Origin of the sequence: Pseudovibrio sp. FO-BEG1, assembly GCF_000236645.1 — a bacterium.
Lineage (GTDB): Bacteria > Pseudomonadota > Alphaproteobacteria > Rhizobiales > Stappiaceae > Pseudovibrio.
Genome location: NC_016642.1, coordinates 5067729 through 5083097, shown reverse-complemented (window position 1 = coordinate 5083097; position 15369 = coordinate 5067729). Strand labels below are relative to the sequence as shown.

Sequence of the window (15369 nt, the reverse complement as noted above, 5' to 3'; positions counted from 1 at the left end):
CTTGCCGGAGTGGTCCGGGGCAAGCTGCCTTTTGGAATTCTTGGGCTTAAGCGCCGTCTGTCTTATGACTTGGCTTTTGCCAGCAGTTCACGCAGCTGAAGGTGGGTGAACTCGTTGCCTGCGATGATGGTGCGGGATTCGAACATGTTGTCCTTGCCGTTGGCATCGGACACGAAACCACCAGCTTCACGAACCAGCAGAACGCCTGCTGCCATGTCCCAAGGATGCAGACCGTTTTCCCAGAATGCATCGAGACGACCGGAAGCGACCCATGCCAGATCCAGTGCAGCTGCACCAGCGCGGCGGATGCCTGCGACTTCGCCCATCACGTGGCGGATTTCTTTCAGTGCGCGGCCATGGTCGCCAACACCGATGAATGGAATGCCGGTGCCGATCAGACAGTCGGTCATGTCTTTACGAGCAGCAACGCGGAGGCGGCGGTCGTTACAGAATGCGCCTGAGCCTTTTTCAGCGGTGTACAGCTCGTCCATGATCGGGTTGTAGATCACTGCCGCAACGATCTGACCTGCGCGTTCCAGAGCGATGGAAACACCAAAGATCGGAATACCGTGCAGGAAGTTTGTTGTGCCGTCGAGTGGGTCAATGATCCAGCGGTGCTGGCCATCAGTGCCTTCCACTTCGCCGGATTCTTCCATCAGCAGGCCGTAGGTTGGGCGTGCTTTCTGAAGTTCCTCACGAACGATTTTTTCTGCTCTGTGATCTGCCTGGGAGACAAAGTCACCTGGGCCCTTGCGGGATACTTGCAGGTTTTCAATTTCGCCGAAGTCCCGTGCCAGAGAGCGACCAGCTTTTGTCGCAGCCTGGACCATTACGTTGAGAAGGGCCGTACGTGCCATTTTATATTCACCGTTCCTGAATGGGTAATGAGGCAGCCGTATGCTGCCTCATCTTTATTGCTTTTAGATTATTTCTCTGCGCGACGAACGTATTCAACAGTGTCGGTGTCTACAACGATCTTCTCACCGGAGGTGATGAACGGAGGCACCATACAACGAACGCCGTTTTCCAGAACTGCTGGCTTGTAAGAGGAAGACTGGGTCTGGCCTTTTACAACTGCGTCAGCTTCAACGATTTCCAGAGTGACGTGGGTTGGAAGAGAAATGCCGATTGGCTTTTCTTCGTGCAGTTCAACAGTTACGGTCATGCCGTCCTGCAGGAATGCTGCGCGCTCACCAACGAATTCTTTCTGAAGTTCGAGCTGCTCGTAAGTTTCGTTATCCATGAATACCAGCATGTCGCCTTCTTCATAGAGGAACTGGTAGTCTTTCTGCTCAAGGCGAACACGCTCAACGGACTCAGTTGCGCGGAAGCGTTCGTTCAGCTTGCGACCGTCAAGCAGGTTCTTCATTTCTACCTGAGCAAATGCGCCGCCTTTACCTGGCTTCACGTGCTGAACTTTTACAACAGCCCAAAGTGTGTCCTGGTGCATAAGCACGTTGCCTGGCTTAATTTCGTTGCCATTGAGTTTCATAGAACTACCAATCAGTTTGATAATGTTACAGCCGGACGCGGATTGGCGCTGAGCCTAGGGTCGCAGCCTGTCTGGAGGTCTGTGCAACATAATTTCACGTGATTTTCAAGGAAAAAGAGCGGATGCTCGCCGTGAACCTGCATTCCGGTGCATATCCACAAGGTGAGTGCGGAAAAGCTCAGGGCTTTCTGTCGCTTCTGCGTCTGGTGGTTTGTGCAACAAAAATGACAGCAAGAACGAAAGTTGCCACCTTGCCGAGTGCTGCAACCTGGGTGGGGACGCCTATATCAAGCAGGCCAGTTGCGATCATTTCACCGAATGTCAGAAATGAAATGACACCAATGCCTAAGGCTAAAGCTAAGCGACTGATAAATACACTTATTTGCTTCATGGTATTGCTTTTTCGATTAAAGGACCAGAGTAATTTAATCGACTGACGTTGCGCGAAGCTGAGTGTGTTTAAGTTGATGTGGTGTTGGTCAGAGTTTACCTGATTTTTATACTTTATCTGATGATAATTTTACGCAAAAACTCATCGGTTTATCATCAAAAGAACTATAGTCAGATACTATTGAGCTGACTGGAGTACTGGTGAGGCCCCGATTTTAATCCCGATTTCGGCGGCGCGCTTACTGGCTTGCTCCTGTTGCTCCAGAGAAAGGGAGTTGGAGAGAGCTTCCAGATCGCTGTCGAGGATACCCTGACGACCAGCGTGGAACTGCCATGCGGATGCTTCGATCAGGTCAACTGGACGTCCGCGGCCATTGGCGTAGATGCGGGCGAGACGGTTCATAGCGATCGGATTGCCTTTGCTGGCAGCGCGTTCGAACCAATCTGCGGCTTCTGCCTCGTTTGGCACGACGCCATCGCCTTTAAACAGCAAGGTTGCGTAGTAGATCTGTGCTGGGACCAAGCCACGGCGGGCGGCGCGGCCCATCCAGAAGGCGGCGCGTAGTGGATCGCGGATCTCTTCCGGGCCGTCCTTCAGGTAGATGCCCAGCTCCAGCATTGCGTCTGCGTCACCGGTTTCAGAGGCGCGCTCCAGCAATGATTTGATTTGCTTGGGATCGTTTGGACGGACTTTGCCTTCCTGATGGAGGAGGGCGAGATTGTAGAGGGCTTCGGGGATGTTGGCAGCAGCAGCTTTTTCCAGCTGTTGGGCGGCCTTGTCCTTGTCAGCCTTTGTACCGGCACCGGCCAGATAGAGCAGGCCGAGGCGTAGGGCGGCTTGCGGGTCACCATCGTTGGAGGCGAGCTCATACCAGCTGGCGGCCAATGGCAGGTCCTGCGGGATGCCTCTGCCAGACTCATAAAGAACGCCGAGCAGGGTTTTAGAGCTGGTGATTCCAGCTTCGGCCTGACGGGTCGCCAGAGCCAGTGCTGTCAGGTACCAACCGCGCTGGAACGCACCGTAGGCCGGATCGCCCTGAATGGTTTCTGGCGTTGGGGTGACATGCGGGATGTAAGGGGCTCTTGAAACTGGGGAAGGCAGCAGTGGTGATCCGTTTGGATTGTACGGATCAACCGTTCTTGCGCCTTGAGGTGTGGTTCCACCGCTCGGGGTTGTTTGCGCAACAGCCATGCCCTGCCAGCCAAGCAGGCCGGTCATAGTTGCGACAGTTACGAGTTTGATAGAACCAGACAACTTCAAAAGATCAGTCCTCAACTTCCGCCAGTGTGTGTGTTGAGAGGATAGCGTTTGCCTGCTCAACAGCTGCTTTTGGCCCTTCAGGGTGATTCCAGACAGCTTCACGTACTGCTACGAATTCAGCGCCAGTTTGGGCCACGGTGTCAACTGAGGAAACTGAGGTGCCAGCCAGGACAACACATGGCGTTTCGAACACTTCAGACCACCAGCTGCCGTAGTCCAGAGATTTGCGATGTGGCTCTTCTTCCTGCTTCAGAGAAAGCAGACCGAAGAACATGTAATCAACGCCCATGGATGCGATGACCATGGCGTCGTGACGCGTCTTAACACCTGCATGGCCGATGATGCGGTCTTCCGGGAAGGACTGCATAACGTCTTCCAGGTCTTTGTCAGTACCGGAAACGTGCAGGCCATCTGCGCCAGAGCGGCCCATGATCTGGGTGTTGTTTTCAATCAGAACAGCAACTTCATTTGCCTGCGCCAGAGGAACAAGGCGCTTTGCAGCTGCCTGTAGTTCGCCTTCGTTTGCGTCCGGCATGGAGATCAGCAGGCTCGCAATGTCGCCACCTTCCAAAGCTTGCTTGAGTTGTCCTTCGAACTCGTCGAGGTCAAAGGTAGGTGGTGTGACAAGATACAGACGCGGATGCACTGAGTTTGCTCCTGATAAAATTCCGATAAATAGAGTTCTTGGCGGTAGTGTAGACTACGTCAAGCCTCTGGCCCATTCATTGGGATAAGTTCTAAACAGCGTCTTGCTCTCTTTTTCAAGAGGCTGTGTCAAATTCTAGGCAAAAGCGAGAATAAAACGAAAAGAGGGACCGAAAAGGCCCCTCAATCCAGAAAATTTCATCAATTTTCTTTGTTTTATGCTTCCAGCGCAACAACGCCTGGCAGTTCCTTGCCTTCCAGCCACTCGAGGAACGCGCCGCCAGCAGTGGAGATGTAAGAGAAATCTTCACTTGCTTTTGCGTGGTTCAGAGCTGCAACAGTGTCACCGCCACCAGCAACTGTTTTCAGCTTGCCTTCTTTGGTGCGTGCTGCTGCGTGCTGAGCTGCTGCAACGGTTGCCTTGTCGAATGGCTCGATTTCGAACGCGCCGAGAGGGCCGTTCCAGACGAGGGTTTTGGCTTCGTCGATTTTTGCTTTCACAACATCGATGGAAGCTGCGCCAACGTCGAGCATCATTGCGTCTGCTGGGATAGCGTCGAGAGCAACTGTTTCGTTCTTGGTGTTTGCTGCAAATTCCCATGCAACAACAGCGTCTGCTGGCAGAACGATTTCGCAGTTTGCTTTTTCGGCTGCTGCCATGATGCGGTTTGCTGTGTCAGCCAGATCGTGCTCGCACAGGGACTTACCAACGTTCACGCCTTTTGCCGCGAGGAAGGTGTTTGCCATGCCGCCGCCGATAACCAGGATGTCTACTTTAGACACGAGGTTTTCGAGCAGGTCGATCTTGGAGGACACTTTCGCGCCGCCAACAACTGCCAGAACCGGACGCTCTGGAGTGGAAAGTGCGGAGCCAAGGGCTTCCAGCTCAGCCTGCATGGTGCGGCCTGCGAATGCAGGAAGCAGCTTTGCAATGCCTTCGGTGGAGCCGTGTGCGCGGTGTGCTGCGGAGAATGCGTCGTTTACATACAGGTCGCCGTTTGCAGCCAGTGCTTTTGCGAACTCTGGATCGTTCTTTTCTTCACCAGCGTAGAAGCGGGTGTTTTCCAGAAGCAGAACGTCGCCGTCAGCCATTGCATCGACAGCAGCTTTTGCAACATCACCGGTGCAGTCAGCTGCGAAAGCAACTGGTTTGCCAAGCAGATCTGCAACAGGGCCAGCAACAGGAGCAAGGCTCATCTCTGCAACCACTTTGCCTTTTGGACGGCCGAAGTGTGCGAGAAGGATGACTTTGCCGCCAGCCTCGGAGATTTCGCGGATGGTTGGCAGTACACGCTCGATACGGGTGGTATCGGTTACTTTGCCATCCTTCATCGGGACGTTGAGGTCTACGCGGACCAGAACACGTTTGCCGGAAAGATCGGCATCATTGAGGGTTTTGAAAGACATGAAAATCTCCGGAATTTCTGTCTGTGACCTTATGCTGGTCAAAATTCTTACAGAAAGACTTTGCGGAGTTCGTGATCAAATCTATGGGAGACTTCGCACTGAATGGTGCGGCTCAGGGATTGGATCACTCCGCACTGGTATATGAGAAAAAGGGCCGCTTAAAAGCGGCCCCTTCCAAATTAAATGAGCTTTGCCATCGCAACAGCGGTGTCCGCCATGCGGTTGGAGAAGCCCCACTCGTTGTCGTACCAGGTGAGGATACGAACCATTGTGCCTTCCATGACCTTGGTCTGGTCCATGTGGAAGATGGAGGAGTGTGGGTCGTGGTTGAAGTCGATGGAAACGTTTGGCACGTCAGTGTAACCAAGAACGCCTTTCAGCTCGCCTTCAGCCGCTGCTTTGATTGCTGCGTTGATTTCTTCAACGGAAGTTTCTTTCTTCGCGATGAAAGTCAGGTCAACAACAGAAACGTTTGGAGTAGGTACGCGGATTGCAACGCCGTCCAGTTTACCAGCCAGCTCAGGCAGAACCAGGCCAACAGCCTTAGCAGCACCTGTGGAGGTTGGGATCATGGAAAGAGCTGCTGCGCGGCCGCGGTACAGATCCTTGTGCATTGTGTCGAGAGTTGGCTGATCACCGGTGTAAGAGTGAACGGTGGTCATGAAGCCTTTTTCGATGCCAACCAGTTTGTCCAGAACGTAAGCTACTGGAGACAGACAGTTGGTGGTGCAAGATGCGTTGGAAACAACCAGATCTTCAGAAGTCAGGGTGTCGTGGTTTACGCCGTAAACGATAGTTTTGTCAGCGCCTGCTGCAGGAGCAGAAACCAGAACGCGCTTTGCGCCTGCTTCCAGGTGCAGAGCTGCTTTTTCTTTTGCGGTGAAGATGCCGGTGCATTCCATCGCAATGTCCACACCCATTTCACCCCAAGGCAATTCTTTAGGATCACGGATAGCGGTTACTTTGATTGGACCACGGCCACAATCGATGGTGTCGCCATCAACTGTTACTTTAGCTGGGAACTTGCCGTGTACGGAGTCAAACTGCAGCAGGTGTGCGTTAGTTTCAACTGGGCCGAGGTCGTTGATTGCTACAACTTCAATGTCGGTACGACCGGATTCGATGATTGCACGGAGAACATTACGACCAATGCGACCAAAGCCATTGATGGCTACCTTGACTGCCATTTAAGAACCTCTTTCGGTAGGGCGCTCAATAACGCCCGCGTTTTATATATTCTGCCAGCTCTTGCCGGCCGTCTTCTGAGAGGCTTCTGGCTGAGAGGAGCCAGAAGCTTCACTTGTAGTTAGCTTTAGGCGTTATCGCTATCGCCAAGGCGCTTTTCTGCCTCTTGGACCACTGCTCCCGCGGTGATCCCGAAATGCTCATAGAGCTCCTGGTAAGGGGCGGAGGCACCGAAACCTGACATGCCTACAAATCCACCATCAGAACCGACAAAGCGATCCCAACCCATACGAACGCCCGCTTCCACAGCGATCTTCACCGGACTACCACCAATGATGGCATTCTTGTATGCGTCAGATTGTTGCTCAAAGAGTTCGAAGCTAGGAACGGAGACCACGCGGGTCGCAATATCCTTGCCGTCGAGCTCTTTTTTCGCTTCCACTGCGATCTCAACTTCGGAGCCGGTTGCGAACAGAGTAACGGTCGCTTCTTCTTCACAGTCAGCGATGATGTATGCGCCTTTGGCACACAGGTTTTCGCTTTCGTAGTGAGGACGAAGGGAAGGCAGGTTCTGACGGGTCAGAGCCAAAACACTTGGGTTATCAGTGGCTTTCATTGCCAGCTGCCAGCATTCCAGGGTCTCTGTGATGTCCGCAGGGCGGAAGAACAGCAGATCTGGAATACAACGTAGAGCCGCAAAGTGTTCCACAGGCTGGTGGGTTGGACCATCTTCACCCAGGCCGATGGAGTCGTGGGTCATTACGTGAATGACGCGCTGCTTCATCAGAGCTGCCAGACGCAGAGACGGACGGCAGTAATCGGAGAAGATCAGGAAGCCACCAGAGTAGGGGATAACTCCGCCGTGCAGTGCCATACCGTTCATTGCTGCGGCCATTCCGTGCTCACGGATACCCCAGTGGATGAAACGACCGGAGAAATCGTCCGGTGTGATGGAAGGCGTATGCTCGGTGTTGGTGTTGTTGGAACCGGTCAGGTCAGCAGAGCCGCCGATGGTTTCCGGAACAGCACCGGTAATTACTTTCAGAACAGCCTGGGACGCCTTACGGGTCGCCATCTTTGGCTGGGTGTCTGCAAGTTCTTTCTTGTATGCGTCGATTGCTGCATCGAAGCCGGATGGCAGATCGCCACGGCAACGGCGCTCGAACTCGCCACGCTGCTCAGGGTTTGCTTCGTTGAAGCGCTGTTCCCACTCTTTACGAGCGTTTGCGGAACGCAGACCTGCGATGCGCCATGCATCGAGAACGTCGCTTGGTACTTCAAACGGCTCAGCGGACCAGCCAAGAGCTTCGCGGGTTGCTGCGATTTCTTCAGCGCCCAGAGGAGCACCGTGCACTTTGTTGGTGCCAGCGCGGTTTGGAGAACCGAAGCCGATAGTGGTCTTCGCAGCGATCATTGTTGGCTTGTCGCTGTTCTGAGCTTCTGTCAGAGCTGCTTCAATTGCCTCTGGATCGTGACCATCAATTGCGATGGTGTTCCAGCCGGATGCCTTGAAGCGTGCGATCTGGTCAGTGCTGTCAGCCAGGTCTATGGAACCGTCGATGGTGATGCCGTTGTCGTCCCAGATGAGGATCAGCTTGTTTAGCTTGAGGTGACCTGCCAGAGAGATTGCTTCCTGGGAGATACCTTCCATCAGACAGCCATCACCTGCGAGAACATAGGTGAAGTGGTTGACGAGGTCTTTGCCGAAGCGCTCTTCCTGCAGACGCTCAGCGATTGCCATGCCTACTGCGTTTGCAAGACCCTGGCCGAGAGGACCAGTTGTGGTCTCGATGCCTGCGCCATGACCGTATTCCGGGTGGCCGCATGTGCGTGCGCCAAGCTGGCGGAACTGCTGAAGCTGTTCAATAGAGAAGTCTTCGTATCCCAGCAGATAGAGAGTGGAATACAGGAGCATAGATCCGTGCCCTGCGGAGAGCACGAAACGATCTCGGTCTGCCCATTTTGGGGAGTTAGGGTCAAATTTCAGAAATTTGGAAAACAGGACCGTTGCGATGTCGGCTGCACCCATTGGAAGTCCAGGGTGGCCTGATTTTGCTTTTTCAACGGCGTCCATTGAAAGAAAGCGTATCGCATTCGCCATGCGAGAGTGCTTTTCGAGATCGGTCATCTTATTCCCGCTGTCGACCCGGCCGGGCAGCCGGTTCTTTACCATTAGCTAGTGTAAATTCGACGACAGTTGCCATAGTCTTTGCCCCAGACTAATGCGAATTGGCAGTTGTCTACGAACGAATAACGGAAGGAGACATAGCAGGTCAGAGAGTTGAGTCAATGAAACTGAGCTATTCGGGCGATGTTTATTGCGTAAGTTGAGCGCTTTTGAATTTTGAATAACATTTGTCAACATAAGTTATGTTGCCAAGGGCTCTTAAATGAGTGAATTTGCTTAGCGTAAAATACGCGTGCATTAGATTTTTATAGAGGCGAAGCTTGTATTTTGTTCACTAATGTTGCGCGGAGTAAATTTCCGAGTCGAAGGCGATTGCAAGTTCTGTAATCACTGATAAATGAGATGGTTCTCGCTTATTCCTCAGATATGATGTGAATAAAGCTCGACGATTCCCTCGAGCTAATGGATAATTGTCTTCCGCTTCCCTAGACGGGAAAGGGTCGAGTTGCCATTTCTCGGGTGATCGATGTTTGGTGAGTACGGATACAGGTAGATGTCAGAGGTGAAGATGGATAGTGGGCAAGATCTGGATCAGGCGCTGGATCGTATTTCTGCCTCCATCACGAAGCTAGAAGGCGCGCTTCATCGCAGGACGTCCCGTGACAAGACCCTTGATGCGTTAGAGAACGACCTGCAAAGAATTGGCGAGGATCGCACACAGTTGGCTGCAAAGCTGGATCAGGCCGAAGCGCGTGGTTCGCGGCTTGAAGATGTCAACAAAGATGTTTCCCGTCGCCTTGTTGCTGCCATGGAATCCATACGTACTGTTCTCGAAGGACAGGAGAGCTAAGATCAATGGCGCAAATTACAGTAACAATCAATGATCGCAGCTTTCGCATGGCGTGTGATGACGGTGAGGAAGAGCGTCTGCTCGGTCTTGCTCAGCGTTTTGACGACAGCATCAGTGGCCTGAGAGAGAATTTCGGCGAGATTGGCGACCAGCGTCTGACCGTGATGGCAGGCATTATGGTGACGGACCATCTGGCTGAAGTGGAGCGCAAGCTGAAAGCTGCGGAAGCGCGGATTGAAGAGCTCGGCAAGGCAGAGGCGTCTGTCGAAGAGCGACTGGCTGCGCAGGAGCAGCGCTATCTGAGCCGGATCGAGGCACTTGAAGCGGAACATCGCGAGAAAGAAGCCAAGGTTGTCGCGCGCCTGCTGGAGAGCGCAGACAAGATTGAACAGCTTGGTGCGGATCTGGACAATGAGCTGCGTGAAGAAGAAAGTGCTGCGTAATCCGGGCCGTTGATCGGCAGAGGGTAGATTTCACTTACATAGGTTTGAGATGAGAAAGCAGTTCTTGGAAGCGCCCAGGTAAAGTTGGGTCTGGCTTCCATTGAATGTCTTGCCCATCTCCTTTGCTTCTCGGCACGATATGGAAGTGCAGGTGAAATGCGTCTTGCTGTGCCTCAGCGCCGTTGCTGCTGATGATCTGGACATTGTTTATGCCAAGTTGCTCTTTGTAGACTAGGCATAACTTCCGAATGGCACGGGTCACCTCAACTAAATCATCTTCATTGACATCAAAGATGTTGGTGGAGTGCCGTTTCGGCACCACTAAGGTGTGATAGGGCGCGATAGCCCCCCGATCAAAGAAAGCTATGACGCTTTCATTCTCAAAAACAGTTGCATCTGGCTTTAACCGGCCTTCTGCAATTTCGCAAAACGTATATTGTGTCATGATCTCAAGATAACCAGTGCGTGCATGCTTATCTACTGGTTCTAATTTAGAGCATGGTGTTAGGCTGGGTTTGGGCCTTAAACCTCTGGTCACATCTGGAATAAATGTGAGAGCATGGTTTGAAAGGCTGGTAATTCCAGTCGCTCTGGCCTATATGAGCCCTTGCGTTGCTGCGCGGTTCGTCAGGAGACACATATCCCCGGGGCCTTACGCATTCCTTAGGGAGCTGTTCCTTCCCTCGCTCGTGGGCTTGGGGACACGGCGCCCACCTACATTGTAGGTTCTCCGGGATTGCACATTCTCCAACGGCTGTTGTGGCACGCCCTTCTCTTTTTCCTCTCTACAGCGTGATAGGCTCTTGCTTTGCGATTTTGCGCGGGCTGCACCATAATGCACTCAAGTGGTTGTAAATGAGGTGCGTATTGACTTCCCAAGACATTGAGAATGATGAGCTCAAACTGGCCAAGCGTGCCGTGCGGAAAGCCGGACTTGCAGCGCGTGCTACGCTTTCTCCCATTGAGCGGATTGAGCGGTCGCTGGCGCTTGTCGATTTTGTGGAAGAGCTTGGCGTTGAGCCGGGCTCGGTGATTGCCGGGTTCTGGCCTATTCGGGATGAGGTTGATCCGCGTCCTCTGATGGATGCACTGGCCAAGGCCGGCAGCTCTCTTTGTCTTCCTGTCGTAACTGGTGATGATCTTGTCTTTCGCCGTCTTGAAAAGGGTGGGCCGCTGGAGCCTGCCGGGTTTGGCAGCATGGCGCCGGGGCCAGAGGCGGACGTTGTGCACCCGAATGTGGTGCTGGTTCCGCTGTCTGCCTTTGATCGGAACTGCAACCGGATCGGATATGGCAAAGGTTTTTACGACCGTGCATTGAGTGATTTGGAAAAACTTACCGATCTGACTGCGATTGGGGTTGCATTTGCTGTTCAAGAGGTAGAAGAGGTTCCGATGGAACCGCATGATCGTCAGCTGGATGGTATCCTGACAGATCGTGGGCTTCTTAAAGCAGGAGATTAAAGCAAGTTGCCTGTGGCTTCCGGCGTGTTCTTCTTAGGGCGCGTGTGTAGGCCATCAGATCTGCTTTGGTCCAAAAGATGTGCGCGTATTCTTTCATTACATTACCTTAGGTCGGGAATACGCTTGAAAGGGTGTATAGATGCAGCTGCTGTTTCTTGGGGATCTGGTTGGGCGTGCTGGCCGCAATGCCGTGATTGATGAACTGCCCCAACTCGTGGAAGACAACCAACTGGACTTCGTCGTCGTGAATGGCGAGAACTCCGCAGCAGGCTTTGGTATCACCGAAGAAATTCTCCAGAATGTGCTGGATGCGGGCGCTGATGTTGTGACCACCGGCAACCACATCTGGGATCAGCGCGACACGCTTGTTTACATTGAGCGTCAGAACCAGTTGCTGCGCCCTGCGAACTATCCGGCAGGTACTCCGGGTAAAGGAGCGAACCTTTACCGCGCGAAGAATGGTGCTGATGTGCTGGTGGTGAACGTGATGGGCCGCGTTTACATGGACGCGCTGGACTGTCCGTTTGCTGCGATCGACAAAATTCTGGCTGATTGTCCGCTGGGCGCTGTGGCTGATGCGATCATCATTGATATGCACGCAGAAGCGACCTCCGAAAAGCAGGCGATGGGTCACTTCTGTGATGGTCGTGCTTCTCTGGTTGTTGGCACACACACGCACGTTCCAACTGCAGACCATCAGGTGCTTGTTGGCGGTACAGCGTATATGTCTGACGCTGGTATGTGCGGTGATTATGATTCCGTGCTGGGCATGGATAAGGAAGAGCCGGTCAACCGCTTCCTGCGCAAAATGAACGGTGCTCGCTTTACGCCTGCGCTGGGTGAGGCAACTATTTGTGGTGTGGCGGTTGAGACGGATGACCGGACTGGCCTTGCTGTGAATGTTTCGCCGGTTCGTCTTGGTGGACGTTTGTCGCAGATTATTCCGCCATTCTGGCCGAGTGCTGCAGACAGCTACGCTTAATCTAGCGATGAGCTTATACGGTGAATGATGAGGAAGAGTAAGTACGCGGCAAATCTCGCTGTTTCTTGCTCTGGATTTTGTCGTGTAAGCGGCTTATAAGCTTTCATCAAATTTGCTCGACGTGACACGAATGCCGTGTCGGGGAGAGCGCTGTCCAAGCTATCAGCGGCTTGGTGAGCGCTCCTTTGAGCTAACAGTTTTATTCTAAACACAAGCCGGGAAGACCTATGGCCGGACATTCAAAATTCAAAAACATCATGCACCGCAAGGGACGTCAGGATGCTGTACGTTCCAAGCTTTTCTCTCGCCTTTCTAAAGAGATTACCGTTGCTGCGAAGATGGGTGATCCTGACCCGGACAAGAACCCACGCCTGCGCCTTGCTGTGCAGAACGCGAAGGGTCAGTCCATGCCGAAGGACAACATTGCCCGCGCGATTGCAAAGTCTCAGGGTGGTGAAGGTGCTGATTACACCGAGATCCGTTATGAGGGTTATGGTCCAGGTGGCACCGCGATTATTGTTGAAGTGCTGACTGACAACAAAAACCGCTCTGCTGCAAACGTACGCTCTTACTTCACCAAATACGGTGGTTCCATGGGCGAGACAGGTTCTGTTTCCTTCATGTTCGACCGCGTTGGTGAGCTGGTTTACAAGCCTGAAGCTGGCGATGCGGACACTGTGATGGAAGCTGGTATCGAAGCTGGCGCTGATGACGTTGAGAGCGATGATGAAGCTCACACCATCATTTGCGCATTTGAAGACCTTTCGGAAGTTTCCAAAGCACTGGAAGCTGCGCTGGGCGAAGCTGAGTCTGTGAAGACCATCTGGAAGCCACAGAACCTGGTGGAAGTGAACGAAGAAAAAGCTGGCACCATCATGAAGCTGATGGACGCGCTGGAAGATGACGACGACGTACAGAACGTCTTCTCCAACTTCGATATTCCAGAGGACGTTCTGGCAAAGCTGGGCTAATCCCGCTTTCCAATTGAGTTTTCTAAAGGCGGTACGTTTTGCGTGCCGCCTTTTGTGTATCTGCCTTTCAGTCTGCCCCCGATTTCAGTGGAGTTGGCTTCACTGTGCCACTGTGAAACCCTTTCAGGATCTGGGGTGGACTTGAGGCAGGGTGGTGAGTGAGGAAAGTGATAAGGTTCGTGTGATTGAACACGCCATTGGCTCAGCGTGGCGGTTGCATTTGCTGGCGATTGGGTATGCGGCTCTGCTGGTGATTGGTGCGGTTCTGGAAACGCCATCGGGTGTTTGGGAGGAGCGTGCGCCGTTGGTGGCACGGGTCTATGAGTTCTGCGTTGTCAGCGCGCCTTATGTGCTGGCAGTTGCAGGCGTGCTTACAGCTCTTTATCTTCGACAGGCGGTGAATATCGCGCGGGGAATGAAAGAGCGGTGCCTGATTGCGACGGCGGCTATCTTGACGATGCCGATCAATGGGTTTCACAAGGGGGAATGGTGGGTGTCGCTATGTTCGGTCACGGTGACCGTGTTCCCACCGTTGCTTTACATTTCCCTTGGTTTGCTCGGGCAGCCCCTTTCCATTCTTGGGCTAGGGCTTTGCATAGGGGCTTATGTGTTTTGTCTTGTCCAAAGGCAGATGCTGCTCATCGCTCAAAACAGCAACTTCCTTCAGGACAGAATTTCCGAGCTTGTCAGCATGGCGCAGATCGTGACCGGGTCTGGCAAAAACGAGGATGCGCCCTGACAGATCAATCGTTATCGACGATGGATTCCAGATGTTGCAGTGGCAGTGCACCGTTGGCTTTCAGCGTACGGATCGCGAAGTTGGAGCGAACGTCTTCGACACCATCCAGCGACATCAGGAAGTCTGAGAGGAAGACATCGTAGGCTTCAAGTGTCGGGACAACGATTTCAGCAAGAATATCGGATTGACCGGAGACCAGATGGCAGGAGACGACTTCTGGCTGAGAGGTGACGCGCTCAATGATGGACATGATCTGCGCTTTGCTCTGCTTGCCGACACGCATCTCCACAAACACGGTCATGCCAAGACCAACTGTCTTGCGGTTGACGGAGGCCTGATAGCCGTTGATTACACCGCTGTCCTCAAGGTTTTTGACGCGGCGCAGGCACGGGGAGGGTGACAGAGCAACTTTGCCTGCCAGTTCTACGTTGGTCAGGCGTCCGTCTTCCTGAAGGTTTTTCAGGATTTCGAGGTCAATCTTGTCGAGCGATGATTTTGGCATAAATCTGTATTTTTCGTCTGTTTCTAGGGATATTATTGCGGAAACTACGGCCTTTTGCCAAGTTTCGCAAGCTGTGCTGTTTGTTTGACGCTTCTTGCGGCTCTTTTTCAGTGCATGTGAACTAGTGGGTCATCTGAGAATTCCATCCAAAATAGGCATGCTTGTGATGGCAGCGCCTAAGATGAGTGTGTAAGCGAGCAGGCGATAAGACTTGCCGCTGGATTTGGAGAAACCTTTGGCTCCCAGATAGATGCTCAGGCCATAGGCCGGGCAGATCAGCAATGAGAGAAGCAGAAGCTCCTGTGTGATCAGGCCGTTCCACCAGAAGGCTGCGAAGGAACCGAAGCTGGTGAAAAAGAAATAGGTGATCAGATTGGCGCGTATAACGCTGACGGGCAGGGGACCTGACATCCAGTAGGTGATGACCGGAGGGCCAGCCAGCTGTGTCATGCCGCCAAGAAGGCCGGAGACAGCGCCAACGCCGAAGGAAGTGCGTTTGTTTGGCGCTTTGGTGTAGCGCCAGCCAGATACCAGAACGGCCAGCAGAACAAGGACAACGCAGGACAGCACCCAGCGCAGAACGTAAGGGTCTGCATTGGTGAGCACCCAGGCGCCGATGGAAACAGTGACGACGGCTCCGCCTGCTGCAGGCAGAACGGTTCTCCAATCGCAGATTTTGGTGGCGGAGACGACCATGGGCAGAGAGATGGTAGCATCGACCAGAAGGAGTGAAGCTGCGGCCAGTTTCGGGTCCATAATGGCGGAGGCAATGGGCATGTAGATCATCGCTGCGCCGAAGCCTGCAAAGCCACGTGTCAACCCGGCGAGCGCTATGGTTGCGCACACCATCAAGAAGGCCGGGGATTCGAGTCCTGCGACGTCTGGGAGCATCTATGCCTCTGCTGAGAAGGTC

17 protein-coding genes and 1 other RNA gene are annotated in these 15369 nt (G+C 53.3%); 8 read left to right on the top strand and 10 right to left on the bottom strand.

Annotation, left to right across the window (positions count from 1 at the left end):
• Positions 1-62: 62 nt before the first annotated feature.
• A complete protein-coding gene (locus PSE_RS22850; RefSeq protein WP_008551559.1) occupies positions 63-857 on the bottom strand; it encodes an inositol monophosphatase family protein in 795 nt (264 codons plus the stop codon).
• A gap of 68 nt (positions 858-925) precedes the next feature.
• Positions 926-1492, bottom strand: coding sequence for an elongation factor P (gene efp, locus PSE_RS22845; RefSeq protein WP_008551541.1), 567 nt, complete (start codon positions 1490-1492; stop codon positions 926-928).
• Between the two features lie 98 nt (positions 1493-1590).
• On the opposite strand from efp, the gene PSE_RS27410 reads away from it, so the two are divergent.
• Positions 1591-1929: a hypothetical protein gene (locus tag PSE_RS27410; protein ID WP_193384382.1), complete on the top strand. Its 339-nt coding sequence runs from the start codon at positions 1591-1593 to the stop codon at positions 1927-1929.
• Between the two features lie 131 nt (positions 1930-2060).
• Here the strand turns inward: PSE_RS27410 and PSE_RS22835 are convergent, their stop codons facing one another.
• From PSE_RS22835 to tkt, 5 genes are all read right to left on the bottom strand, one after another.
• Complete coding sequence (locus PSE_RS22835) at positions 2061-3143, bottom strand: tetratricopeptide repeat protein (protein ID WP_041768769.1); 1083 nt, start codon at positions 3141-3143, stop codon at positions 2061-2063.
• Positions 3144-3147: 4 nt separating this feature from the next.
• Complete coding sequence (locus PSE_RS22830) at positions 3148-3789, bottom strand: thiamine phosphate synthase (protein WP_014286953.1); 642 nt, start codon at positions 3787-3789, stop codon at positions 3148-3150.
• Between the two features lie 215 nt (positions 3790-4004).
• Positions 4005-5195, bottom strand: coding sequence for a phosphoglycerate kinase (pgk, locus tag PSE_RS22825; protein ID WP_014286952.1), 1191 nt, complete (start codon positions 5193-5195; stop codon positions 4005-4007).
• Between the two features lie 179 nt (positions 5196-5374).
• A complete protein-coding gene (gap, locus tag PSE_RS22820; protein WP_008551525.1) occupies positions 5375-6382 on the bottom strand; it encodes a type I glyceraldehyde-3-phosphate dehydrogenase in 1008 nt (335 codons plus the stop codon).
• 125 nt (positions 6383-6507) lie between these two features.
• Positions 6508-8508 (bottom strand): transketolase, encoded by a 2001-nt coding sequence (gene tkt / locus PSE_RS22815; RefSeq protein ID WP_014286951.1) that lies wholly within the window; start codon positions 8506-8508, stop codon positions 6508-6510.
• A 553-nt stretch (positions 8509-9061) separates the two neighbouring features.
• On the opposite strand from tkt, the gene PSE_RS22810 reads away from it, so the two are divergent.
• Positions 9062-9358: a DUF4164 domain-containing protein gene (locus tag PSE_RS22810; protein WP_014286950.1), complete on the top strand. Its 297-nt coding sequence runs from the start codon at positions 9062-9064 to the stop codon at positions 9356-9358.
• A gap of 5 nt (positions 9359-9363) precedes the next feature.
• A complete protein-coding gene (zapA, locus tag PSE_RS22805; protein WP_008551373.1) occupies positions 9364-9801 on the top strand; it encodes a cell division protein ZapA in 438 nt (145 codons plus the stop codon).
• 34 nt (positions 9802-9835) lie between these two features.
• On the opposite strand, the gene PSE_RS22800 is transcribed toward zapA, so the two are convergent.
• Positions 9836-10246 carry an HIT family protein gene (locus PSE_RS22800; protein ID WP_014286949.1) on the bottom strand — a complete coding sequence of 137 codons (411 nt, stop codon included), beginning with the start codon at positions 10244-10246 and terminating at the stop codon, positions 9836-9838.
• 164 nt (positions 10247-10410) lie between these two features.
• On the opposite strand from PSE_RS22800, the gene ssrS reads away from it, so the two are divergent.
• The 5 genes from ssrS to PSE_RS22780 all read left to right on the top strand — a co-directional run bounded on the left by ssrS (position 10411) and on the right by PSE_RS22780 (position 13954).
• Positions 10411-10570: non-coding RNA, 6S RNA (ssrS, locus tag PSE_RS27085), on the top strand.
• 98 nt (positions 10571-10668) lie between these two features.
• Positions 10669-11262, top strand: a complete 594-nt coding sequence (locus tag PSE_RS22795; protein ID WP_014286948.1) for a 5-formyltetrahydrofolate cyclo-ligase — start codon at positions 10669-10671, stop codon at positions 11260-11262.
• Positions 11263-11401: 139 nt separating this feature from the next.
• Complete coding sequence (locus PSE_RS22790; RefSeq protein WP_014286947.1) at positions 11402-12244, top strand: TIGR00282 family metallophosphoesterase; 843 nt, start codon at positions 11402-11404, stop codon at positions 12242-12244.
• Positions 12245-12471: 227 nt separating this feature from the next.
• The gene (locus PSE_RS22785) at positions 12472-13215 is read left to right on the top strand and encodes a YebC/PmpR family DNA-binding transcriptional regulator (protein WP_008551665.1); all 744 of its coding nucleotides are present in this window, start codon (positions 12472-12474) and stop codon (positions 13213-13215) included.
• Between the two features lie 154 nt (positions 13216-13369).
• Positions 13370-13954, top strand: a complete 585-nt coding sequence (locus tag PSE_RS22780; RefSeq protein ID WP_008551580.1) for a hypothetical protein — start codon at positions 13370-13372, stop codon at positions 13952-13954.
• A gap of 4 nt (positions 13955-13958) precedes the next feature.
• Here PSE_RS22780 and PSE_RS22775 read toward each other — a convergent pair whose 3' ends face one another.
• Positions 13959-14456 carry an Lrp/AsnC family transcriptional regulator gene (locus PSE_RS22775; protein ID WP_008551677.1) on the bottom strand — a complete coding sequence of 166 codons (498 nt, stop codon included), beginning with the start codon at positions 14454-14456 and terminating at the stop codon, positions 13959-13961.
• 129 nt (positions 14457-14585) lie between these two features.
• Entirely contained in the window at positions 14586-15347 is a 762-nt protein-coding gene (locus PSE_RS22770) for a sulfite exporter TauE/SafE family protein (protein WP_208982413.1), read from the bottom strand.
• Between the last annotated feature and the right edge of the window lie 22 nt (positions 15348-15369).